Genomic DNA, 23,770 nt, shown 5'->3' with positions numbered 1-23,770 from the left:
TTTAACGTTGTGGTTCCAGATTAAAGGGAGTTTCTGCGTGCTAGCGCAGGACGGGTTATCTCACTGGGAGCGACAAATAATATGATCAATAAGCTCGCATTAGCCACTGCCGTTGCGGCCTCTGCATTTGCCATAACGGGTGTGGCCCAGGCAGAAGTGAAAATTGGCTTCCTTGGTGGTTTTACCGGGGGAATTGAAAGTCTTACGCCGCCTATCTTTGAAGGGGCAAAGCTTGCCGTCCAGCAGGTTAACGACCAAGGCGGCATTTTGGATGGCCAAACGCTGGTAATGCCTTCGGGCGATACCACCTGCGCCGATGCCTCGGCAGCCTCGAACGCGGCTGACCGCATGGTCAACTCTGAGCAGGTCACCGCGATTGTGGGGGCACTTTGCACCGGGGCGACGATTGCCGCAGCCAATAACGCGGCGATCCCGGGTGGGGTGGTGATGGTCTCGCCTGCCTCGACGGCGCCTGCGGTCTCTGAGTTGGATGACAACGATTTGGTCTTCCGTACGGTGCCTTCTGACGCATTCCAGGGCGAGATCCTGGCCAAGCTGCTGCTTGATAAAGGTATCGACTACGTGGCGGTGACCTATGTCAATAACGACTACGGGCGCGGGCTTTCTGATGCGTTCAGCGTAGCGTTTGAAGCCGGTGGCGGCGAGATTGCCGAAAATCTTGCCCATGAAGATAACCGCGCTGATTACCGTTCTGAGTTGGGCTCGCTCTCTGCCGGTGGCGCCGATACGCTGGTGGTGCTGGCCTATGCTGACACCTCTGGTCAAACCGTGCTTCGCCAGGCGTATGAAAGCGGCATGTTTACCCAGTATGTGGGCGCTGACGGCATGGTCGGCGATAGCCTGGTCGAGGCGATAGGTGCAGACGTGCTGGACGGCATGATAGCCACGCGCCCAGGCAGCCCGGACCTTCCCGGTACGCCTATTTTCAACGAGGCCGCTGAAACCGCAGGCTTTGACCCCAGCGCGGTGTTTGCCGCTCAGGCGTATGATGCCGCTTTCTTGCTGGCGCTGGCTATTGAGCAAAACGGCAGCGCCGAGCGCGAAGGGCTGGTCGATGCGCTGCGCAGCGTTTCCAGTGCGCCGGGCGAAGTGATTCTACCGGGTGAGTGGGAGAAGGCCATCGAGCTAATCGCAGCGGGCACCGAGATCAATTACGAAGGTGCCTCAGGCGCCCACGATTTTGATGAATACGGTGATGTGCCTGGCGTCGTCGTAGAAATGGTGATTGAAGATGGCCAATTTACCAGCAAAGGGCAGGTAGATTTATAAGCGCTTTAGCGAGGCCGTTTAATCAGGATCGATACGTCATTTAAGCCCCGGTGTTTTGCACCGGGGCTTTTTCCTAGGCAGGTTTTTAAGAAGGTCCTTGGGGCAGCCCTTGTGACAGTCCTTGGGACAGTTTGCCATCAACCGTGATGGGTGATTTTTTCGGGCAGCAACCCTTTAGGCGCAAAGCGCAGCACCAGGGTTATCAACATGCCGATTACCAACACCCGTGCCTGCAGAGCGCGGCTATCCATATTGTTCGGTGCATCCCAGCCAAACGTGCTTTCACCTACGCTGACGATCAACTGCATCAAAAAGAGCGCCAACGGCTCCGACATAATCCAGATAATATACACCGCGACGGCCCCGAAAATAGTGCCCAGGTTATTACCCGGCCCGCCCAATATCACCATCACCAACACCAAAAATGTGTGGTTAAGCGGCAGATAGCCTTGAGGGTCAAACAGGCTGTTAAATGTCCCCAGTATGCCACCACCAAGACCCATCAAAATGCATCCCAGTACAAAAATCTCCAGGCGGCGCTTGTTGATGTCCTTGCCCATGGCGGCCGCCGAGACTTCGTTATCGCGTATCGCTCGAATCATGCGCCCCCAGGGCGCGTGATAGGCCCGGTGAAGTAGAAAGAAAATCACCGCAATCACCATGGCCGTGATCGACAGGTACAACGCCCTTGAGAGCGTAAAGCCAAGCTCCGCCGGCCCGGGCGTTGGCCAGGGGAGCGGTGATACCGTGGCGGTGCCGCGTGTCAGCCAGTCGGAGTTTTTCAAAAACGCTTTAATAATTTCCGCAATGCCCAGCGTGGCAATCGCCAGGTAGTCGCTGCGCAGGCCTAAGCAGACATGCCCAATCAGGTAGCCTACGCCGCCTGCCAAGGCGCCACCCATAATCCAGCCGGTCCAGGCAGGCAGGCCAAAACCGCCCACAAACCCGGCCTGCGCTTGAATTTGGCTGGTCACATCACGCAGCAGGCTAATCACCACCAGATACAGCACGACCGCGAGCACAACAGCCATCAGGGTACGCAGCTTTTTGGGAACGCCCAGCCGGTCAAGCTGGGTGGCACCTACCACCACCAGTGTGGCTGCCAGGCCATAGAGCAGCACACGGCCCAGCTCGCCTGGCAGTTCGGTGCCCCAAAAGGCATCGTTGACGGGCACGCTAAACAGCATGGCGCAGAAACCGCCCAGCGCCACAAAGCCCATCACCCCGGCATTGAATTGCCCGGCATAGCCCCACTGAATGGTCAGGCCCAAGGCAAGAATGGCGTAACAGGCCGCCTCAACCAGCATGCGCGTACTGTAGGCGGCGCCCATTAAGCCATAAACCGCCAAAATGGCGATGAGGAGTGTGCCACACAGCACTACTTCGCGGACAGGAAAGCGCCGCTCAGGTGTCGCGTCTTTAGGTGTATAAGCGGGGTTGCGGGTGTTGCTTGAATCGCGCATTAGATCACCTTGCCTTTAAAGAGGCCGGTAGGACGCCACACCAGAATGGCCACCAGAATGAAAAACGGCACCACAATTTTGTACTCGGTACCCACAAACGCCAGGTTAGAGGGAAGTTCCAGCCAGGCAGGGAAGCTGTCCTGGAAGGGGCGCAGCAGCATGTTCCAGTTAAACACGGCCAGGGTTTCAGCAAAGCCGACCACAAACCCGCCGGCAATCGCCCCGTAAGGGTGGCCGACCCCACCGACAATGGCGGCGGCGAAGATAGGCAGCAGCAGGAAAAAGCTTAAATCGGGCTTGAACGTCACATCCAGGGCAAGCAGCGTGCCGGCAATCGCCGCCAGGTTGCCTGCAATGACCCACGTGACGGCCACAATCGTATTGGTATTGATACCCGAGGCCTGGGCAAGCTCCGGATTATCCGACATTGCGCGCATCGCTTTACCCAGCCGTGAACGGTTTAAAAACAGATGCAGGGCAACGACGGCCACCAGGGTAATGACAAACAGGTAGATTTGCGGATCGGTGATCACAATCGGCGCGCGTACCCCTTCAAACGGCACGGCGATGCGGAAAATTTCCTTGCGATCATCCACGTACAAACTCTGGCCGCCGGTGCCCGCAAACAGGCGAATAAGCCCCTGAAGCATCAGCGTGACGCCAAGAGAGCCAATGACCAGCACGATGGGTTTAACGCCATGCGCGCGCAGTGGCTTGTAAAATACCTTATCGATGCCTACCGCCAGTAGCGCCGTCAGCAGCATGGCAACAGGTAGCATCAAAAGTGCGCTAGGGATGCCCATGCTGGCGCCTGCGGCAGGAAATAGCGTGGTCAGCAAAAGCACCATAAAGGCACCAAAGGTCATCATGTCGGCATGCGCGAAGTGGGCAAAGCGCATGATGCTAAAAATCAGCGTTACGCCAATCGCACCAATCGCGTAAATCGAGCCGGTAACACTACCTGCGATCACCACGTTATTAATAAAAAAGATCAGTTCGTTCATCGTATTCCCTCGGGCTAGCCGCCCAAAAAGCTCTTGGCCACGTCTGGGTCGGCAAGCAGGGCTGCCCCGGTTTCAGTAAAGCGGTTTTGGCCTGCTGCCAGGACAAAGCCCTTGTCGGCAATGGCAAGCGCCTGCCTGGCGTTCTGCTCGACCATTAAAATGCCTACGCCTGCCGCATTGATCTGCTTAACCCGGTCGAAAATCTCGTTCATGTAGAGGGGCGAAAGCCCGGCCGTGGGCTCATCAAGTAGCAGCAGGCTTGGCTCTGCCATCAGGGCACGGCCCATGGCAACCATCTGACGCTGGCCGCCTGACAGTTCACCGGCGGCCTGATGGCGCTTCTCTACCAATGGCGGGAAAAACGCGTATACCTGCTCCAGCATGCGCTTGACGTTGTGGGGCTTGAGATAGGCGCCCATCTCCAGGTTTTCCTTAACGGTAAGGCTTGGGAAAACGTTTTTCTCCTGAGGAACAAAGCCCATTCCGCGCTCAACAAGTTTATTGGAGGCCAGGTTATGAATGAGCTCACCGTTAAGCAAAATGTCGCCCTGATTAACGTTTAACAGTCCAAATATGGCTTTGAGCATGGTCGACTTGCCGGCGCCGTTGGGTCCGACTATAACGCCTACTTCATGCGCATAAAGCGACATGTCCACCCCGTTAAGAATGTTCATGGCGCCATAACCACCGTGCACATTGCGTGCCTCTAGCAGTGGCGTCGTTGATGTTGTTAATGACATGATAAAAGTGTCTCGCTGCATCGCTTTTAAGCGGCTTGTTGTTGTTTATACGGAGCATTTGATCAGGCAGCGTCGGTGCCAAAATATGCTTCAATCACCGCAGGGTTATTTTGAATATCCTGAATATGCCCCTCGACCATCACGCTCCCCTGTGCCAGCACAATCACTGGGTCGCATAGCCGGGCAATCATGTCCATGTCGTGTTCGATCACTAAAAAGGTGTAACCCAACTCGCGATTCAAACGCTCAATATTGCTGATCAAGTCGCCCAGCAGGGTGCGGTTAACGCCTGCGGCAATTTCATCAAGCAGCACGACCTTGGCATCCGTCATCATGGTGCGGCCAAGCTCTAACAGCTTTTTTTGCCCGCCAGACAGGTTGCCCGCCAGCTCATTGCGGACATGGTGCAGGCCGACAAACTCGATGACCTCAAGCGCACGTTTTCGGACCGCCGCTTCTTCTTCACGCACCCGTGCCGGTTTAAACCACGTGTTGAATAAGCTTTCTCCCGCCTGATGAGGCGGCACCATCATCAGGTTTTCCAGCGCACTCATTTGGCTAAATTCATGGGCAATCTGGAAGGTGCGTAAAAGCCCCTTGTGGAAGCGTTGGTTGGCGCTGAGCGCGGTAATATCGTCACCGTCGAGAAATACATGGCCGCTATCCGGCGTCAGGGAACCAGCGATCAGATTAAACAGGGTCGATTTACCTGCCCCATTAGGGCCGACCATGCCGGTAATTGAGCCTTTCTCGACGCGAATGGAGCAGTTGTTAATCACCTGTAATCCACCAAACGCCTTGTTCACCTGCTGTACTTCAATAAGAGGATGCATACATAGTGCCCTCGTGATGTAGGCGACCATTGGGTCGTCTGTATTGTTATTGTAGGGCGCTGATCAGCGCGGTTTTTGGCGTCGTTGGCTAAGCGCAAAGAGGCCGACCAGTAGCAGGGCGCCAAGCGCAGGAATCATATAGCCCTCAACCTGAGGAATAGTGCGTAAAAAGACAAACGCGACCGCGGTAGGGGCAACAAAACGCACTAGAAACCGCCAGCTAATAAACCAGCCATGGGTAGTATCCAGCTCTTTCATCACTTCGCTTTGAGTGAGCACCCAGCCTGCGAATAGCGCAATCATCAGGCCACCCAGCGGCATAAAGATATTGGTCAATAGTTCGATAACATCAAAGGCGCTGCGGCCAAATAGATGGTGGAAAAGGCTGTCTTCTGCGCCGATGTTAAAGCTTGCGACGGTGAGCAGTCCCATTGCCCAAGCCGCCACCACCACGATGATGACTGCCTGGGGCCGGGTAAGGTTGAAGCGCTCGACCAGAAAAGCGGCCACGGGCTCGATAAGCGAGATGGAGGAACTAATCGCAGCCCCCAGCACTAAAATAAAGAAGACGCCGCCGATTAGCGCCCCCAGCGGCATTTCAGCGAAGGCAAGTGGCAATGTCACAAACATCAGTCCTGGGCCCTGGCCGGTTTCAAGCCCTGCCCCAAATACCAGCGCGAAAATCGCCAGCCCTGCCACCATGGCAATCGCCGTATCCACTACGGCCACGCCAATGGCGGTGCGCGTAAGAGAGGCATCGCCGGGCATATAGGCGCCGTAGGCCATAATAGCGCCCATCCCCAGGCTTAGCGTAAAGAAGGACTGCCCCACGGCCTGTAGCCAGCCCTCAAGGCTCAGGTCCGCGATGTTAAAGGTCAACAGAAAGCGCGCCGCCGCATGTATATCGCCATTCATCACGCTGTAAGCAAGCACTACCGTCAGAATAATGAACAGCGCAGGCATCATAATGCGCAGGCCCGTCTCAATTCCTCGGTGAACGCCCATGCTGACGATGAGTGCAGACGCCGCAATGAACAGCGTGTGATACAGCGTCATAAGGGAAGGGGACGCCAGCAGTGCGTCAAAACTCGCCGCCATCGTTTGCGCGTCGGCACCCACAAGCGAGCCGGTCAGCATCAGCCCGGTGTAGTGCAGTGCCCAGCCAGCGATGACCGAGTAAAAGCTTAAAATCAAAAAAGCCGAAGCCGCGCCCAGCCAGCCGATTAACTCCCAGGCGCGCGAGGCTTTGTGCGTTTTGGTTAAGTGCCGCATGCCCATAATAGGGCTCTGACGGCTGGTGCGGCCCAGCATGGTCTCGGCGATCAGGATAGGAGTGCCGACGGCCAAAATGGTGGCGGCATACACCAGGATAAACGCCCCGCCACCGTTTTCACCGGTTAAATACGGGAAACGCCAAAGATTGCCCAAGCCCACGGCGGAGCCTACCGCCGCCAGTAAAAAAGTACCCTTGTGCGTCCAGACGTTGTGTCCACTCATGTACAGAGTGTTCCTGTGCAAGTGATAGGCAAAGATCGGTATCCAAATGCCTGTATGTATTGCAGTTTGGCAGAAAGCTTTGGCGTCGCCAGTTGTAAGCTACTGTGCGGTAGAATGCGTGCGCTTTCCAGCGCCTTGGCGTTTAGGCTGCGTTTATTGGTGCACTTGGCGGGGCTTTAAAAAAGAGTAGCGGAGGTAGCCGCGGGGCAATGAATGGCGCAAACGTTTGCAAAGAGCGCCCCAGATACAAGGAAGCCCGCACGGTGGCGGGCTTTCGGTCTTGCTTTAGAGCTTGTTGAGCGTTTGCTCAGCTGACTTATTTCTTGCCAGCGCGCTTACGCTCGTTCTCTGTCAGGTGCTTCTTACGCAGGCGGATGTGCGTCGGCGTGACTTCCACCAGCTCATCGGAATCCAGGAATTCAATGGCCTGTTCCAGCGTGAACTTGATCGGCGGCGTCAGTACGATGTTTTCATCGTTACCGGTGGAGCGCATGTTATCGAGCTTTTTACCCTTGGTCGGGTTAACTACCATGTCGTTGGCACGGTTGTTAATACCGATCAGCATGCCTTCGTAGACTTCGGTAGCGTGATCGATGATCAGCTTGCCACGCTCTTGCAGCGCGTAAAGGGCATAGGCCAGCGCTTTACCGCCTACCATGGAGACCAGAACGCCGTTACGACGCTCAATAGACGCATCGGGCTTCAGCGGACCGTAGTGGTCAAAGCGGCTGGTCAAGATGCCGGTGCCGGATGTCAGGGTCAAGAACTGACCACGGAAACCGATCAAACCACGTGCAGGAATGATGAAGTCCAAGCGAACACGGCCTTTACCATCCGGATTCATGTTAGTCAGTTCACCCTTACGATAGCCAAGCTCTTCCATGATCGAGCCCTGGTGCTGCTCTTCACAGTCAATGATGACTTCTTCGTAGGGCTCCTGCTTAATGCCGTCGATCTCTTTGATGATAACTTCGGGGCGGCCAACGGCCAGCTCAAAGCCTTCACGACGCATGGTTTCGATCAGTACCGACAAGTGAAGCTCGCCGCGCCCGGAAACCTTGAATTTTTCAGGGGTGTCGCCCTGTTCAACGCGCAGTGCCACGTTGTGAATCAGCTCTTGATCAAGACGATCCTTGATATTACGGCTGGTGACGTACTTGCCTTCTTTACCGGCGAACGGCGAGTCATTGACCTGGAAGGTCATGGACACGGTTGGCTCATCAACGGAAAGCGGCGGCAGGGCTTCAACGGCACTGTTGTCGCACAGCGTATCGGAAATCGCCAGATCTTCGATGCCGGTGATACAAACGATGTCACCTGCGGTCGCTTCGGTCGTTTGTACACGCTCCAGACCCATGTGCGTCATGACCTGGCCGACTTTACCTTTACGGGTAGCGCCTTCCTTGGTGATGACGGTGATCTGTTGGCCCGGCTTGACACTGCCGCGCTTGATGCGGCCAAGACCGATAACACCCACGTAGCTGTTGTAATCCAGTGCGGAAATCTGCATCTGGAAGGGACCGTCGACTTCAACTTGCGGCGGCTTAACGATATCTACAATCGCCTGGAACATGGGGTCCATGTTCTCGGCAAGTGCGTCAGGCTCCATGCCGGCAATGCCGTTGAGTGCTGAGCAGTAGATGATTGGGAAGTCGAGCTGCTCGTCGGTGGCACCCAAGTTGTCAAACAGATCGAAAATCTGGTCGATAACCCAGTCAGGGCGTGCGCCAGGGCGGTCAATCTTGTTCACCACGACGATCGGCTGGAGGCCTTGAGAGAACGCTTTTTGAGTCACAAAGCGGGTTTGCGGCATTGGGCCATCAACCGCGTCAACCAGCAGTAGCACTGAATCCACCATGGACATAACGCGCTCTACTTCACCACCGAAGTCAGCGTGCCCTGGAGTGTCAACGATATTGATGTGGTAGTCCGTACCATTGCCATCTTGCCACTGAATGGCCGTGTTTTTGGCCAGGATCGTAATGCCGCGCTCTTTCTCCTGGTCATTGGAGTCCATAACCCGCTCTTGGCCTTCGGCCTTGCGGTCTAGTGTGCCCGATTGACTTAACAGCTTGTCTACCAAGGTAGTTTTGCCGTGGTCAACGTGGGCGATGATGGCAATGTTACGAAGATTCTCGATCACGACGCGATCCTGCTAGGAAAATAGGGCGGCATTATAGGGTCTCGGCATGGTCGACTACCAGCCTTGTCTCAAATAAAGCACCAAGTCAATAACCCAAACGCGGCAGTTTTCGCCTCCTACGTGCATCCGTTAAGATAGGCGTTTTCCCAGTTGGGGCAAGCACATGACCATCGGTAACCTGGTGCGTTTGTTGAGCGATGGCAATGTTCACTCTGGTGAACAATTAGGCGAAACGCTGGGCGTTTCGCGGGCTGCTGTATGGAAACAGCTAAAAAAATTGGAGGCCTTGGGCGTGGAATTGGTGGCGGTCAAGGGGAGAGGCTATCGACTAGCCCATCGCCTTGAGCCATTGGAGGGCGCCAGGATTGTTGAGCACTTACCTGCTCAGGCACGCCATTTGTTGACGCGATTATTTGTCGAAGACCAGTTGCCTTCAAGCAACGAGTATCTGCGCCAGCGATTTAATCAGGGTGCGGGGCATGGCGAAGTGTGCCTTGTTGAACTCCAAACCGCCGGTCGTGGTCGCCGTGGGCGAGTATGGACGACCCCGTGGGGGCAAAGTCTGATGCTCTCGTTAGGCTGGCGCTTTGATGCGGGGGTAGCCTCGCTTGAAGGGTTAAGCCTTGCGGTAGGCGTGGTTGTGTCTCAGGTGCTTGAGCAGTTGGGTGCTGCGCCTAAGCTAAAATGGCCCAATGATATTCTGATGGTGGATGCAGGCGATGAGCTGAGCAAGCTGGCAGGTATATTGATTGAGGTGACGGGCGATGCGGCGGGGCCTTGTGAGGTCGTGATTGGCATGGGCATGAACCTGTCGTTAACCGAGTCTCAGCGCGCCGCCATTGACCAGCCGGTAGCCGCGCTGTTTGATGTGCATGCTGGGCATACGCGAAATCAGTTGGCGTCAGATGTTGTGGCGGGGCTTCTGAGTATGCTGGCAGATTTTGAACACGTCGGTTTTGCCGCATGGCGCGATGCGTGGAATGCGCGCCATGCGTATGCAGGCGCGCCGGTGCGCATCATTCAAGGGGAGCGCGTCAGCGATGCGATCGCAGGCGACGTCGATAACAGCGGTAACTTATGGGTTACTGAAAACGGGCACTCGCGGCGCTTGGCAGGCGGTGAGATCAGCGTACGCAGGCGCTTATGATTCTGGATTTGGATATCGGTAATACCTTGTCGAAATGGCGGCTCAAGGATGCCGAAAGTAGTGAGATACGCTCGCGCGGTGCTGTCTGGACGCGCGAAGAGTGGCGCCCGGGGGCGGACATTCCAGACCTTGATGTAGTTGAGGCCGTACGTATTTCAAGTGTTGCCCGGGCCGCTGTATTGGAGGAGACGGTTACGCTGCTGCGCCACAAGGTGCGCCATGTCTATGTGGCGCACTCAACACCTGAAGCGTTGGGCGTTGTTAACGGCTATGAGGAGCCCTCTCGTTTGGGGGTCGATCGATGGATGGGAGCGCTTGCCGGATATCAATTGGCCGGAGGCTGCTGTGCGGTCGACTGTGGTAGTGCAATTACTATTGATTTTGTGCTGCCTGGCGGTGTGCATCTGGGGGGCTTTATTATCCCAGGGCTGCGGCTAATGAAAGAGAGCTTAAAGCTGGGTACCCGCAATGTCGCGATTGATCCTGAAAGCGAGGCGGACGCATTGCTGGAGCCTGGGCGTCGCACCGTCGATGCGGTTAATCACGGGATTTACATGGCGGCTGTTAGCGCGATTAACCGTATTTATAGCGAAGTGTGCGATCAGCAGGGCATTACGCTACCCGTGCTGCTGACAGGTGGCGATGCACGCGTGGTTTCTCGAGGCGTACAGGTGCCTCACGCGGTATGGCCTGATATGGTGTATGGGGGGCTTGAGGCCAGTTTTCCGCTTACCTTCACTGAGCGAGCAGGAAAGATGTCCGGTGCGCCGCGTGTGCCTGAGCCTGTATCGTTAGAAAAAATTCGCGCAGGGCTTGCATTCTCTATGCTGCTTTGACAGAATGCAGCGCGTTCCAAGGCAGCTAGCAGATGCGCTAGCATCGCAAGCTACGATAAATTAAGTAAATATCTAGCTTGACAGTGTTTTGGAGGCTGGCATAATGTGCCGCCAACGCTGGAGAGATTCCCGAGTGGCCAAAGGGAGCAGACTGTAAATCTGCCGCGTAAGCTTCGAAGGTTCGAATCCTTCTCTCTCCACCAGATTTAAGCAGCAGCGGCGTTTGTCGGTGTTGTAGGATGAAAGCCGGTAGTGGGCATTGTCTATCGTTCGGCGTGCAGCGGCTTGTAATCCTGGCAGCGGTTACGCGGGCGTAGTTCAACGGTAGAACCTCAGCCTTCCAAGCTGATGGTGCGGGTTCGATTCCCGCCGCCCGCTCCAGTTGATGTGATTTGGCTCATGTAGCTCAGGGGTAGAGCACACCCTTGGTAAGGGTGAGGTCGACGGTTCAATTCCGTCCATGAGCTCCATATTTCGAGAAAAGCGAGCGAAGCTCGCTTTTTTTGTTTCTGAGTTCGTCTCTGTCGTAGAGCGCTGCATATTTTGAGCGTTCGATGCAGGGTGGGGTTGTCAGGTGGTTGTTTCTCCGCTATCATGGCGCCCGCTGTTGTGTAGGCTTTTTATTTGCCTGTGCAGCGATGATAGGCCAGTGGCTCAATTGGCAGAGCAGCGGTCTCCAAAACCGCAGGTTGGGGGTTCGAGTCCCTCCTGGCCTGCCAACCTTCCCCAGGTTGGCATGTTTTTTTCAGAATTCCTTTATTGTAGCCGCACCCCAAGGAGTCTCGTTTTATGAAGCCTGGTTCTGTAAAGCACGGTAACGAGGTGCAGCAGGCACGCCATGACGGGCTCAAGTGGGCGGTGGTTACAGCGCTGCTTGTCGTTGCTGTCGTTGGTAATACCTATTTCGCCGATATTGGCTTGCTCTACCGCGTATTGGGCGTGGTGGTGTTGTGTGTGCTTGCAGGTTTTATCGCACTTACCACTACTAAAGGTCGCGACTTAACAGAGCTTGCCGTAAGCGCCAAGAAAGAGATTCAGCGCGTTGTATGGCCGACCCGTCCCGAGACTATTCAAACCACTGCGATTGTTCTGGTGGCGGTTCTCGTGGTGGGGTTGATGCTGTGGTTGATTGACACTCTTCTTGGCTGGGCAATGTCCGGCGTCATTGGTTAGGAGTTTTCATGTCCAAACGTTGGTACGTCGTCCACGCCTATTCCGGTTTTGAGAAGCATGTTATGCGCTCACTGATTGAGCGCGTAAAAATGCACGGTATGGAAGATCGTTTTGGCGAGATTCTGGTGCCGACGGAAGAAGTCGTTGAGATGCGCGACGGTAAGCGCCGCAAGAGCGAGCGTAAATTCTATCCCGGCTACGTACTGGTCGAGATGGAAATGGCCGACGAAACATGGCATCTCGTTAATGAAACCCCGCGTGTAATGGGTTTCATTGGCGGAACGAAAGAGAAACCGGCTGCGATCACAACCCGTGAAGCGGACGCTATTTTGCGTCGCGTTAAAGACGGAACTGATAAGCCACGGCCCAAGACAATGTTTGAGCCGGGTCAGTCGGTGCGTGTTGTCGATGGTCCTTTCGCCGACTTCAACGGTGTGGTTGAGGAAGTCAACTACGACAAGAGCCGTTTGCAGGTCAGTGTATTGATCTTTGGGCGTGCCACGCCTGTCGAACTTGAGTTTTCTCAGGTCGAGAAAGAGTAGGGCGCAGGTTAAGAAAACGTCGTAAATTCGTAAGAGGCAGCCGTTGGCTGTCTCGCTAGTCCCGGGGAGCCGCAAGGCGCTATTACCCAATTGGAGTATTTACCATGGCCAAGAAAGTCCAGGCTTATATCAAACTGCAGGTAGCTGCAGGTAAAGCCAATCCAAGTCCGCCCGTAGGCCCAGCACTGGGTCAGCACGGTGTGAACATCATGGAATTTTGTAAGGCGTTTAACGCAGCGACTCAAGAGATTGAGCCGGGTCTGCCGACGCCTGTCGTGATCACTGTCTACTCTGACCGTAGCTTCACGTTCGTTACCAAAACACCGCCTGCTGCCGTGCTGCTGAAAAAAGCCGCTGGTATCAAGTCGGGTTCTGGTGAGCCGAACAAGAAGAAGGTCGGCACCGTGACTCGCGAGCAGCTTGAAGAGATCGCCAAGACTAAAGAGCCGGATCTGACGGCTTCTGATCTCGATGCCGCCGTACGTACTATTGCAGGCAGCGCTCGTAGCATGGGCCTTAACGTGGAGGGTCTCTGATCATGGCTAAACTGTCTAAGCGCGCGAAGGTAATTCGCGAGAAAGTAGATGCCAACAAGGCGTACTCTCTGGAAGAAGCGGTTGCACTGCTTTCTGAGCTGTCTACTGTTAAGTTCAATGAGTCTGTTGATGTCGCGATCAACCTGGGTGTTGATCCGCGTAAATCTGACCAGGTTGTTCGTGGCGCAACCGTCATGCCTAACGGTACTGGTAAAGACGTACGCGTAGCGGTCTTCACTCAAGGTGCTAACGCCGATGCTGCTAAAGAAGCAGGCGCTGACATCGTGGGTATGGATGAGCTGGCTGAGCAAGTGAAGAAAGGCGTGATGGATTTTGACGTCGTTATCGCTTCTCCGGACGCTATGCGTGTTGTTGGTCAGCTGGGCCAGATTCTTGGTCCGCGCGGCCTGATGCCGAACCCGAAAGTTGGCACCGTAACGCCTGACGTTGCAACCGCAGTTAAGAACGCCAAAGCCGGTCAGGTACGTTTCCGTACTGACAAAAACGGTATTATCCACACGACGCTGGGTAAAGTGACGTTTGATGCTGCGTCTGTTCAAGGCAACCTGGAAGCGCTGGTTGCTGACCTTAAGAGGCTCAAGCCGAGTTCCTCTAAAGGTATTTACTTTAAGAAAGTCACCCTGTCCACTACCATGGGCCCAGGTCTGACTATCGACCACTCTGAGTTTGTATAAGCAGACGTCGACAGGTTTAAGTAAGAACCGAGCAAGAACTTTGCGGTCCTCTAGTTAGGTAAGCCTACTGGAGCACCGTCAAAGACCGCAGGTGCCGCGCTGGATGTTTTTATCTCACGCGGCTTAATTGCCTAAAGCGCCTGCGCAGATGGTGTGGCCGCCAGTTGGTTGAAGCTTTTTAGCGACATTGCTTTCTGGTGAGCACCATCCCCTAAGGCTTCCAGTGCTGGTTAGAGTAGGCCTGGAAGAGATGGTAACCTCCGGCGCCTTAAAAAGGCTCCGGCACGAAGGAGTGATCACTGTGCCACTAGCACTTGAAGGCAAGAAAGCGATTGTTGCCGAGGTCAGTGAAGCGGCCAAGGGCGCACTCTCCGTCGTAGTTGCCGATTCTCGCGGTGTAACGGTCGGTAAAATGACCGATCTGCGCAAGCAGGCACGTGAGAATGGTGTAGAGCTTCGTGTTGTTCGTAACACGCTGGCTCGCCGCGCCCTCGAGGGCACTCAGTGGGAGTGTCTGAACGAGAGCTTTGTTGGTCCGACTCTGTTGGCTTTCTCTACCGATCATCCGGGCGCTGCCGCTCGTTTGTTCAAAGAGTTCGCTAAAACTGAGCAGAACTTCGAAGTGAAGGCGTTGGCCTACGAAGGCGAACTGATCCCGGCTGCTGACATCGACCGTCTGGCAACCCTACCGACTTACAACGAAGCAATTGCCAAGTTGATGTCGGTAATGAAAGAAGCCTCCGCTGGCAAGCTGGTTCGTACCCTGGCCGCTCTGCGCGATCAGAAGCAAGAAGAAGCTGCGTAAGCAGACCTTTTTGCAGGCGGCGTGAACGCTATGCCGATTACGTTGCCTGAACCGAGCAATGAATCCTGAGTCCTCGGCCGACCGAGGCTCCCGCAAAGTTAGGAATGAAAAATGGCACTGTCTAAAGACGATATCATCAATGCTGTAGCCGACATGTCCGTAATGGAAGTTGTTGAGCTGATCGAAGCAATGGAAGAGAAATTCGGCGTATCAGCTGCTGCAGCTGTTATGGCTGGCCCGGCTGCTGGCGGCGAAGCTGCTGCAGAAGAGCAAACCGAGTTTGACCTGGTTCTGACCGCTGCTGGTGACAAGAAAGTTAACGTCATCAAAGCCGTTCGCGAAATCACTGGTCTTGGCCTGAAAGAAGCTAAAGGCGCTGTTGACGGCGCTCCGGCAACGATCAAAGAAGCCATGTCCAAAGACGACGCAGAAGCAGCAAAAGCGAAGCTGGAAGAAGCGGGCGCAAGCGTCGAGCTCAAGTAATTCTTGTGCTGACGGCTTTACGCGCTGCGTAAGCTTCCACGGCTGGCGGCGGGTTTTCCCGCTGCCGGCCTTTTTCTGTTGCAACGTTTAGGTTGCAGCAGAAACACAGTAATACCGTTGTTGTAATACTGTTATCGATCAAGATTTTCGACGGCGAGCTACCGGTTTAGGAGCTTGCTGTCTGCGTCTGACACGCCCGCGCAGGGCAGCGATGACCACGCATCGGTCACCCATGGTGAACAAGCTGGGGAATACAGATGGCTTACTCATATACTGAGAAAAAACGCATCCGCAAGGATTTCGGCAAACTGCCCCAAGTGATGGATGTGCCTTACTTGCTGGCCATCCAGCTTGATTCCTATTACGACTTTCTCCAGCAAGATCGTTCGCCTGACGAGCGTCACGAAGTTGGCCTGCATGCGGCGTTCAAGTCCGTTTTCCCGATCGAGAGTTTCTCGGGCAACGCGGCACTTGAGTACGTTAGCTATCGCTTTGGTACGCCGGCGTTCGATGTTAAGGAGTGTCAGCTGCGTGGCGTGACCTATTCCGCCCCGCTGCGCGTCAAGGTTCGCTTGATCATTTATGATCGCGATTCCTCGAACAAGGCAATCAAGGATATTAAAGAGCAAGAAGTCTACATGGGGGAAATCCCCCTGATGACTGAGAACGGTACCTTTGTTATCAATGGTACTGAGCGGGTTATCGTTTCCCAGCTCCACCGCTCGCCCGGTGTGTTCTTCGATCACGACAAGGGCAAGAGCCACTCTTCTGGTAAGTTGCTCTACTCTGCTCGCGTAATTCCTTACCGTGGTTCCTGGTTGGACTTCGAGTTCGACCCCAAAGACAACGTGTTTGTACGTATTGACCGTCGCCGCAAACTGCCGGCCTCGGTGCTGATGCGTGCGCTAGGCATGAGTACTGAAGAAATCCTCGGTGAGTTCTTCGAAACCAGCGTTTTCCACATCGAGAAGTCTGGCTTCTCCGTGGAGCTGGTGCCCTCGCGTCTGCGCGGCGAGACCGCCACCTTTGATATCAAGGATGGCAACGGCGACATTATTGTTGAAGAAGGTCGTCGGATTACTCAGAAGCACATTCGTCAGCTTGAAAAAGCCGGCCTTGAGCGTCTGGAAGTGCCGATGGAATACCTGTTCGGTAAAACGCTGGCCAAGGATCAGATTGACACCAAAACCGGTGAGCTGATCTGCCCGTGCAACACCGAAATTACGCCTGAAGTGCTTGAGCGCATGGCGCAAGGCAGCATCAAGCGCATTGAAACGCTTTACACCAATGACCTCGACTGCGGCTCGTTCATTTCCGACACCTTAAAGTTGGATACGACTGGCTCAGCACTTGAAGCGCTCGTTGAAATTTATCGCATGATGCGTCCCGGCGAGCCGCCCACAAAAGAGTCTGCCGAGACGTTGTTTAACAACCTGTTCTTCTCTGAGGACCGCTACGACCTGTCGGGCGTTGGCCGCATGAAGTTCAACCGTCGCCTGCGTCGTGAATCCGACACGGGTTCCGGCGTACTGGATCGCAAGGACATCCTCGATGTGCTGCGCGAGCTGATCAATATCCGTAACGGCTTTGGTGACGTTGATGATATCGATCACCTGGGTAACCGTCGTATTCGCTGTGTGGGCGAAATGGCCGAGAACCAGTTCCGTGTCGGCCTGGTACGCGTTGAGCGTGCGGTAAAAGAGCGTCTTTCCATGGCGGAAAGCGAAGGCCTGATGCCCCAGGACTTGATCAACGCCAAGCCAGTTGCAGCGGCGGTGAAAGAGTTCTTCGGTTCAAGCCAGCTGTCCCAGTTCATGGACCAGAACAACCCACTTTCGGAAGTTACCCACAAGCGTCGTGTGTCTGCACTCGGCCCGGGTGGTTTGACCCGTGAGCGCGCTGGCTTTGAAGTACGTGACGTACACGCCACGCACTACGGCCGTTTATGCCCGATCGAAACACCTGAAGGACCGAACATCGGTCTGATCAACTCGCTGGCCACCTACAGCCACACCAACAGCTACGGCTTCCTCGAAACGCCGTACCGTAAGGTGAATGCGGGTCAGGTAACTGACGATATTGTGCACCTCTCTGCTATTGAAGAGGGCGACTACATCATCGCTCAGGCTTCTGCAGCGGTAGATGAGTCCAATAAGCTTTCTGACGACCTGGTTCAGGTGCGTCACCGTGGTGAAACCACCTTTATGCGTCCTGAGCAAGTGACGCTGATGGACGTTTCTCCTCGCCAGGTCGTGTCGGTGGCGGCTGCCCTGATTCCGTTCCTGGAGCACGATGATGCTAACCGCGCCTTGATGGGTGCGAACATGCAGCGTCAGGCCGTTCCTACTCTGCGTGCTGACAAGCCGCTGGTAGGTACCGGCATGGAGCGTTTCGTTGCGCGTGACTCCGGCGTATGTGCCGTGGCGCGTCGTGGCGGCGTTATCGACTCGGTAGATGCGCGTCGTGTGGTAGTACGGGTTAGCGAAGATGAGATCATCGGTGGTGAAGCCGGCGTTGATATCTACAATCTGACCAAGTACACCCGCTCGAACCAGAACACCTGTATGAACCAGCGCCCCATTGTGCGTCCTGGCGACAGCGTTGCACGTGGCGATATTCTCGCCGACGGCCCGTCTGTTGACATGGGTGACCTGGCACTGGGTCAGAATATGCGCATCGCGTTCATGCCCTGGAACGGCTACAACTTCGAGGACTCCATTCTGCTCTCTGAGCGGGTCGTTCAAGAAGACCGTTTCACCACGATCCACATTCAGGAACTGACCTGTGTGTCTCGCGACACCAAGCTGGGGCCGGAAGAGATCACCTCTGATATTCCCAACGTCGGTGAGTCCGCGCTGGGTAAATTGGACGAGGCGGGCGTCGTGTACATCGGTGCTGAAGTTGGCCCGGGCGACATTCTGGTCGGTAAGGTAACGCCGAAGGGTGAAACCCAGCTGACGCCAGAAGAGAAGCTGCTGCGTGCGATCTTCGGTGAGAAAGCGTCTGACGTAAAAGATACCTCCCTGCGTGCTCCTACGGGCATGAAAGGTACGGTTATCGACGTTCAGGTGTTCACTCGCGACGGCGTTGAAAAAGATTCACGTGCGCTCTCCATCGAGCAAATGCAGCTGGATGAAGTGCGTAAGGACCTGCAGGAAACCTACCGTATTGCTGAAGACGCAACGTTTGAGCGTCTGCAGCGTACGCTGGATGGCCAAGCCGTTAACGGCGGTCCGAACCTCAAGAAAGGCGACGTGCTGGACGAGGCTTACCTCGACGAGCTGCCGCGTCAGCAGTGGTTCAAGCTGCGCATGCAGGATGAGGCTTACAACGAGCTTCTGGCACAGGCCGACGAGCAGTTGGAAAACCGTCGTAAAGAGATGGACGAGCGTTTTGAAGACAAGAAACGCAAGCTGACTCAGGGCGATGACCTGGCGCCTGGCGTGCTCAAAATCGTCAAGGTTTACATGGCGGTCAAGCGCCGTATCCAGCCAGGCGACAAGATGGCAGGTCGTCACGGTAACAAGGGTGTTATCTCCGCGATTATGCCGATCGAAGACATGCCGTTCGATGAGAAGGGCGAGCCGGTCGATGTGGTACTTAACCCCTTGGGTGTACCGTCGCGTATGAACGTGGGTCAGATTCTTGAAACTCACCTGGGAATGGCAGCGCGTGGTTTGGGTGTCAAAATCGACGCTATGCTACGTGATGCGCGCGGCCAGCAGGTTGCCGAGATCCGTGACTTCCTTGGCCAGGTATACAACACGCCGGGTGCGCGCCTTGAAGATCTGGATTCGCTCAGTGATGACGAAGTTATCGCGCTGGCGAAAAACCTGAAAGGCGGTGTCCCCATGGCCACGCCGGTATTTGATGGTGCCGAAGAGCACGAAATCAAACACTTGCTGAAGCTTGCTGACATTCCTGAGTCTGGCCAGATGGTGCTGCACGATGGCCGTACCGGTGATGCGTTTGATCGCCCGGTCACCGTCGGCTACATGTACATGCTGAAGCTGAACCACTTGGTAGACGACAAGATGCACGCTCGTTCTACCGGCTCTTACTCGCTGGTTACCCAGCAGCCCTTGGGTGGTAAAGCACAGTTCGGTGGTCAGCGCTTTGGTGAGATGGAAGTGTGGGCGCTGGAAGCCTATGGCGCGGCCTACACCCTGCAAGAGATGCTCACCGTCAAATCGGACGACGTCGAAGGCCGCACCAAGATGTACAAAAACATCGTGGATGGCGACCACACCATGCAGGCAGGCATGCCGGAATCCTTCAATGTACTCGTGAAGGAAATCCGCTCGCTGGGCATCGATATTGAGTTAGAGAGCTAGGAGCCGTGCTATGAAAGATTTGGTGAAAGTACTCAAATCGCAGTCTCAGTCCGAAGAGTTTGACGCGATCAAGATTACTCTGGCGTCGCCGGACATGATTCGCTCCTGGTCGTTTGGCGAGGTGAAGAAGCCTGAGACCATTAACTACCGTACCTTTAAGCCGGAGCGGGACGGTCTGTTCTGCGCCAAGATTTTTGGCCCGGTAAAGGATTACGAGTGCTTGTGCGGTAAGTACAAGCGCATGAAGCACCGCGGCATCATTTGTGAAAAGTGTGGCGTTGAAGTCACCAAGGCAGCCGTGCGCCGTGAGCGTATGGGGCACATTGAGCTGGCCTCGCCGGTTGCTCACATCTGGTTTTTGAAATCATTGCCGTCGCGTATCGGCATGTTCCTCGATATGACCCTGCGTGATATCGAGCGCGTGCTGTACTTTGAGTCCTTCGTTGTTATCGATCCAGGCATGACCACGCTTGAGCGTGGTCAGCTGATGAACGATGAGCAGTACTTTGAAGCCCTTGAAGAGTTCGGCGATGACTTCGATGCCCGCATGGGTGCCGAAGCGGTGCAAGAACTCCTCAAAGATATTGATCTTGAAGAAGAGATAAACACCCTGCGTGAAGAGATTCCGCAGACTAACTCTGAAACCAAGATCAAGAAGCTTTCCAAGCGTTTGAAGCTGCTGGAAGCGTTTTACCACTCCGGCAATGCGCCGGCGTGGATGGTCATGGAAGTGCTGCCTGTCCTGCCACCGGATTTACGTCCGCTGGTACCGCTGGACGGCGGCCGCTTCGCGACCTCCGATCTCAACGACCTTTACCGTCGTGTGATCAACCGTAACAACCGCTTGAAGCGTCTGCTCGACCTTAATGCGCCGGATATCATCGTGCGCAACGAGAAGCGTATGCTTCAGGAAGCGGTCGATGCTTTGCTTGACAACGGTCGTCGTGGCCGCGCGATCACGGGCTCCAACAAGCGCCCGCTGAAGTCGCTCGCCGACATGATCAAAGGTAAGCAGGGTCGTTTCCGTCAGAACTTGTTGGGTAAGCGCGTCGATTACTCGGGCCGTTCGGTGATTACCGTGGGTCCTACTCTGCGCCTGCATCAGTGTGGTCTGCCGAAGAAAATGGCACTGGAGCTGTTCAAGCCGTTTATCTACTCCAAGCTTCAGTCGCTAGGCTTCGCCTCAACGATTAAAGCCGCGAAGAAAATGGTTGAACGCGAGCTGCCGGAAGTGTGGGACATCCTTGCCGATGTTATCCGCGAACACCCGGTACTGCTTAACCGTGCACCGACGCTTCACCGTCTGGGTATCCAGGCGTTTGAACCGCTGCTGATTGAAGGTAAAGCGATCCAGTTGCACCCGCTGGTGTGTGCGGCCTACAACGCCGACTTCGACGGTGACCAGATGGCGGTACACGTGCCGCTGACCCTGGAAGCCCAGCTCGAAGCCCGTGCGCTGATGATGGCGACCAACAACGTGCTGTCGCCCGCCAACGGCGAGCCGATCATCGTGCCGTCGCAGGACGTTGTTCTGGGTCTTTACTACATGACCCGTGAGAAGATCAACGCCAAGGGCGAAGGCATGGTGTTCTCTGACCTCAACGAGGTTGAGCGCGCCTTCGGTACTCAGTCGGTATCGCTGCACGCCCGTGTCAAGGTGCGTCTGGACGAGGTCGACATCGAAGAAGAGACCGGCGAGAAGTCATTCCATCGTCGTCTATACGAAACCACGGTTGGCCGTGCGCTGTTGTTCCGCATTCTGCCTGAAGGCGTGCCGTTTGCGCTGATCGACCAGCCGATGAAGAAGAAGGCGATTTCTGGCCTGATCAACGAAGTATATCGCCGCTCCGGCCTCAAGCCGACGGTCATCTTCGCTGACCAACTGATGTACACCGGTTTCCGTCTGGCGACCTGGTCCGGCGCCTCTATCGGCGTTAACGACTTCGTCATCCCGGATGCCAAAACCGAGATCGTCGACGCGGCCGAAGCTGAAGTCAAAGAGATCGAAGACCAGTTCTCTTCTGGCCTGGTAACTGCGGGCGAGAAGTACAACAAGGTTATCGATATCTGGTCCAAGGCCAACGATAAAGTCGCCAAGGCGATGATGACCGGTATTTCCAAAGAGACCGTTATTGACCGCGATGGCAACGAAGTTGAGCAGGAATCGTTCAACAGCGTCTTCATCATGGCCGACTCCGGTGCACGGGGTAGTGCCGCTCAGATCCGCCAGTTGGCGGGTATGCGTGGCCTGATGGCCAAGCCGGATGGCTCGATCATCGAGACGCCGATCGTGGCCAACTTCCGTGAAGGCCTGAACGTACTTCAGTACTTCATCTCGACCCACGGTGCACGTAAAGGTCTGGCGGATACGGCTCTGAAAACGGCTAACTCCGGTTACTTGACGCGTCGTCTGGTGGACGTGGCCCAGGATCTAGTGATCACCGAGGTTGACTGTGGTACTGAAAACGGTCTGACCCTGCACCCGATTATCGAGGGTGGCGACATCATCGTACCGCTATCACAGCGCGTATTGGGTCGTGTGGTTGCGTTGGATGTGGTTGATCCAGGTACTGAAGAAGTTCTGATCCCACGTAACACGCTGCTAGACGAGAAGTGGTGTGCTGAGCTCGACACCATGGGTGTGGATGAGATTATCGTACGCTCAACCATTACCTGTGACACACCGCACGGCGTATGTTCGTCCTGTTACGGACGTGATCTTGCCCGCGGTCACCAGGTCAACATCGGTGAATCTGTCGGTGTTATCGCCGCTCAGTCAATCGGTGAGCCGGGTACCCAGCTGACCATGCGTACGTTCCACATCGGTGGCGCGGCATCGCGTTCATCGGCCGTCGATAGCGTACAGGTCAAGCACGGCGGTAAGGTTCGTCTGCACAACATTAAGCACGTAGAGCGTGCCGACGGCAAATTGGTCGTGGTATCGCGTTCTAGCGCCCTGGCGGTGGCTGACGATCACGGTCGTGAGCGTGAGTACTACAAGCTGCCCTACGGTGCTGAACTTTCCGTACGCGACGGCGACGTGGTTGATGCCGGTGCGATGGTTGCCAAGTGGGATCCGCACACCCATCCGATCATTGCTGAAGTAGAGGGTAAGGCGCAGTTCATCGATCTCGACGAAGGTGTCACCATGCACCGCTCAGTCGACGAGATGACCGGTCTCTCCTCTATCGAAGTCATTGAGTCCGCCGCTCGCCCGATGGCTGGTCGCGACAAGCGTCCGATGGTCATGCTGCAAGATGCGGCCGGTGAGTACGTGTCGGTTTCCGGCTCGAACACGCCAGTGCAATATCTGCTGCCAGGCAATTCCATTATCTCCGTTGATGATGGTTCCACCATCGGTGTGGGTGAGGTGGTTGCCCGTATTCCGGTTGAAGCATCAGGTAACAAGGATATCACCGGTGGTCTGCCACGCGTTGCTGACCTATTCGAAGCACGTAAGCCGAAAGAACCGGCGATCCTTGCCGAAATCAGCGGTGTGGTGAGCTTCGGTAAAGAGACCAAAGGCAAGCGTCGTTTGACGATTACGCCAGGGTCTGGCGATCCGTTTGAAGCGCTGATCCCGAAATGGCGTCAAATCGCCGTTTTTGAAGGCGAAAGTGTTGAGAAGGGTGAGGTCATCTCCGATGGCCCGAGCAATCCGCACGATATTCTGCGTTTGCTCGGCGTAGCGGAGCTTGCCAAGTACATTACGGCCGAAGTGCAAGATGTTTACCGTCTGCAGGGCGTAGGCATCAACGACAAGCACATCGAAGTTATTGTGCGTCAGATGCTACGTAAGGTCGAAATTGCCGATTCAGGCGATTCTGACTTCATCACCGGCGACCAGGCTGAGCTTGTGCGCGTGCTGGAGCAGAACGCTCGTCTCGAAAAAGAAGGTAAATTCCCGGCGAAGTATCAGCGCTTGTTGCTGGGTATCACCAAGGCCAGCCTGGCGACCGAATCGTTCATCTCTGCGGCCTCCTTCCAGGAGACAACCCGCGTACTGACCGAAGCGGCTGTTACCGGCAAGCGCGATTATCTGCGCGGCCTGAAAGAAAACGTGGTAGTTGGGCGTCTGATTCCGGCAGGTACCGGTCTGACTCACCACGCTGAACGTCGCCGCAAACGCGAAGACGTTGAGCGCCTGTTCAATCCCTCAGCGACTGAGGTAGAGCAGGAGCTTGGAGCACAGTTGACAGCACTTGATTCTGACGACGAGCTCTAAAAATGAGTAGTAAAAAATGAGCAT

At 55.4% G+C, this 23,770-nt stretch carries 17 protein-coding genes and 4 tRNA genes; 15 read left to right on the top strand and 6 right to left on the bottom strand.

The window, feature by feature from the left end; translation table 11 throughout:
• The first annotated feature begins 81 nt into the window (after positions 1-81).
• The gene (locus tag ACT3TY_RS07425) at positions 82-1,290 is read left to right on the top strand and encodes an ABC transporter substrate-binding protein (RefSeq protein ID WP_444627798.1); all 1,209 of its coding nucleotides are present in this window, start codon (positions 82-84) and stop codon (positions 1,288-1,290) included.
• Positions 1,291-1,427: 137 nt separating this feature from the next.
• Here the strand turns inward: ACT3TY_RS07425 and ACT3TY_RS07420 are convergent, their stop codons facing one another.
• The 6 genes from ACT3TY_RS07420 to typA form a co-directional block, all read right to left on the bottom strand.
• Entirely contained in the window at positions 1,428-2,753 is a 1,326-nt protein-coding gene (locus ACT3TY_RS07420) for a branched-chain amino acid ABC transporter permease (RefSeq protein WP_444627797.1), read from the bottom strand.
• Positions 2,753-3,757 carry a branched-chain amino acid ABC transporter permease gene (locus ACT3TY_RS07415; protein WP_444627796.1) on the bottom strand — a complete coding sequence of 335 codons (1,005 nt, stop codon included), beginning with the start codon at positions 3,755-3,757 and terminating at the stop codon, positions 2,753-2,755. Before ACT3TY_RS07415 ends, ACT3TY_RS07420 begins: the two co-directional genes overlap by 1 nt.
• A 14-nt stretch (positions 3,758-3,771) precedes the next feature.
• The gene (locus ACT3TY_RS07410; RefSeq protein WP_444627795.1) at positions 3,772-4,497 is read right to left on the bottom strand and encodes an ABC transporter ATP-binding protein; all 726 of its coding nucleotides are present in this window, start codon (positions 4,495-4,497) and stop codon (positions 3,772-3,774) included.
• Between the two features lie 62 nt (positions 4,498-4,559).
• Entirely contained in the window at positions 4,560-5,330 is a 771-nt protein-coding gene (locus ACT3TY_RS07405; RefSeq protein WP_444627793.1) for an ABC transporter ATP-binding protein, read from the bottom strand.
• A gap of 63 nt (positions 5,331-5,393) precedes the next feature.
• Complete coding sequence (locus ACT3TY_RS07400) at positions 5,394-6,827, bottom strand: sodium-dependent transporter (protein ID WP_444627791.1); 1,434 nt, start codon at positions 6,825-6,827, stop codon at positions 5,394-5,396.
• 316 nt (positions 6,828-7,143) lie between these two features.
• The gene (gene typA / locus ACT3TY_RS07395) at positions 7,144-8,970 is read right to left on the bottom strand and encodes a translational GTPase TypA (RefSeq protein ID WP_444627789.1); all 1,827 of its coding nucleotides are present in this window, start codon (positions 8,968-8,970) and stop codon (positions 7,144-7,146) included.
• A 163-nt stretch (positions 8,971-9,133) separates the two neighbouring features.
• Between typA and ACT3TY_RS07390 the strand changes: the two genes are divergently transcribed.
• The 14 genes from ACT3TY_RS07390 (at position 9,134) to rpoC (ending at position 23,746) form a co-directional block, all read left to right on the top strand.
• A complete protein-coding gene (locus ACT3TY_RS07390) occupies positions 9,134-10,117 on the top strand; it encodes a biotin--[acetyl-CoA-carboxylase] ligase (RefSeq protein WP_444627787.1) in 984 nt (327 codons plus the stop codon).
• The gene (locus ACT3TY_RS07385) at positions 10,114-10,953 is read left to right on the top strand and encodes a type III pantothenate kinase (RefSeq protein WP_192527310.1); all 840 of its coding nucleotides are present in this window, start codon (positions 10,114-10,116) and stop codon (positions 10,951-10,953) included. Before ACT3TY_RS07390 ends, ACT3TY_RS07385 begins: the two co-directional genes overlap by 4 nt.
• A gap of 119 nt (positions 10,954-11,072) precedes the next feature.
• Positions 11,073-11,156: transfer RNA gene (locus ACT3TY_RS07380), tRNA-Tyr, on the top strand.
• 104 nt (positions 11,157-11,260) lie between these two features.
• A tRNA-Gly gene (locus tag ACT3TY_RS07375) sits at positions 11,261-11,334 on the top strand.
• A gap of 14 nt (positions 11,335-11,348) precedes the next feature.
• Positions 11,349-11,423: transfer RNA gene (locus ACT3TY_RS07370), tRNA-Thr, on the top strand.
• Between the two features lie 173 nt (positions 11,424-11,596).
• Positions 11,597-11,672 (top strand) — tRNA-Trp (locus tag ACT3TY_RS07365).
• A gap of 70 nt (positions 11,673-11,742) precedes the next feature.
• The gene (gene secE, locus ACT3TY_RS07360; protein WP_444627785.1) at positions 11,743-12,126 is read left to right on the top strand and encodes a preprotein translocase subunit SecE; all 384 of its coding nucleotides are present in this window, start codon (positions 11,743-11,745) and stop codon (positions 12,124-12,126) included.
• Positions 12,127-12,134: 8 nt separating this feature from the next.
• Positions 12,135-12,668 carry a transcription termination/antitermination protein NusG gene (gene nusG / locus ACT3TY_RS07355; RefSeq protein ID WP_087108970.1) on the top strand — a complete coding sequence of 178 codons (534 nt, stop codon included), beginning with the start codon at positions 12,135-12,137 and terminating at the stop codon, positions 12,666-12,668.
• A gap of 104 nt (positions 12,669-12,772) precedes the next feature.
• Positions 12,773-13,204, top strand: coding sequence for a 50S ribosomal protein L11 (gene rplK / locus ACT3TY_RS07350; RefSeq protein WP_018917744.1), 432 nt, complete (start codon positions 12,773-12,775; stop codon positions 13,202-13,204).
• Positions 13,205-13,206: 2 nt separating this feature from the next.
• On the top strand, positions 13,207-13,899 hold the full coding sequence (gene rplA, locus ACT3TY_RS07345; RefSeq protein ID WP_087108968.1) for a 50S ribosomal protein L1: 693 nt from the start codon (positions 13,207-13,209) through the stop codon (positions 13,897-13,899).
• Positions 13,900-14,200: 301 nt separating this feature from the next.
• Positions 14,201-14,704 carry a 50S ribosomal protein L10 gene (gene rplJ / locus ACT3TY_RS07340; protein WP_018917742.1) on the top strand — a complete coding sequence of 168 codons (504 nt, stop codon included), beginning with the start codon at positions 14,201-14,203 and terminating at the stop codon, positions 14,702-14,704.
• A 111-nt stretch (positions 14,705-14,815) separates the two neighbouring features.
• Positions 14,816-15,187: a 50S ribosomal protein L7/L12 gene (gene rplL, locus ACT3TY_RS07335; RefSeq protein WP_087108966.1), complete on the top strand. Its 372-nt coding sequence runs from the start codon at positions 14,816-14,818 to the stop codon at positions 15,185-15,187.
• 257 nt (positions 15,188-15,444) lie between these two features.
• Complete coding sequence (rpoB, locus tag ACT3TY_RS07330) at positions 15,445-19,521, top strand: DNA-directed RNA polymerase subunit beta (RefSeq protein WP_172117719.1); 4,077 nt, start codon at positions 15,445-15,447, stop codon at positions 19,519-19,521.
• 10 nt (positions 19,522-19,531) lie between these two features.
• A complete protein-coding gene (rpoC, locus tag ACT3TY_RS07325; RefSeq protein ID WP_193053649.1) occupies positions 19,532-23,746 on the top strand; it encodes a DNA-directed RNA polymerase subunit beta' in 4,215 nt (1,404 codons plus the stop codon).
• Positions 23,747-23,770: the final 24 nt, after the last annotated feature.

This window comes from Halomonas sp. AOP22-C1-8, from assembly GCF_052378905.1.
Taxonomy (GTDB): domain Bacteria; phylum Pseudomonadota; class Gammaproteobacteria; order Pseudomonadales; family Halomonadaceae; genus Vreelandella; species Vreelandella citrativorans.
The sequence above is the reverse complement of the archived record's forward strand: the minus strand, read 5'-3'. Positions and strand labels throughout refer to the sequence as shown.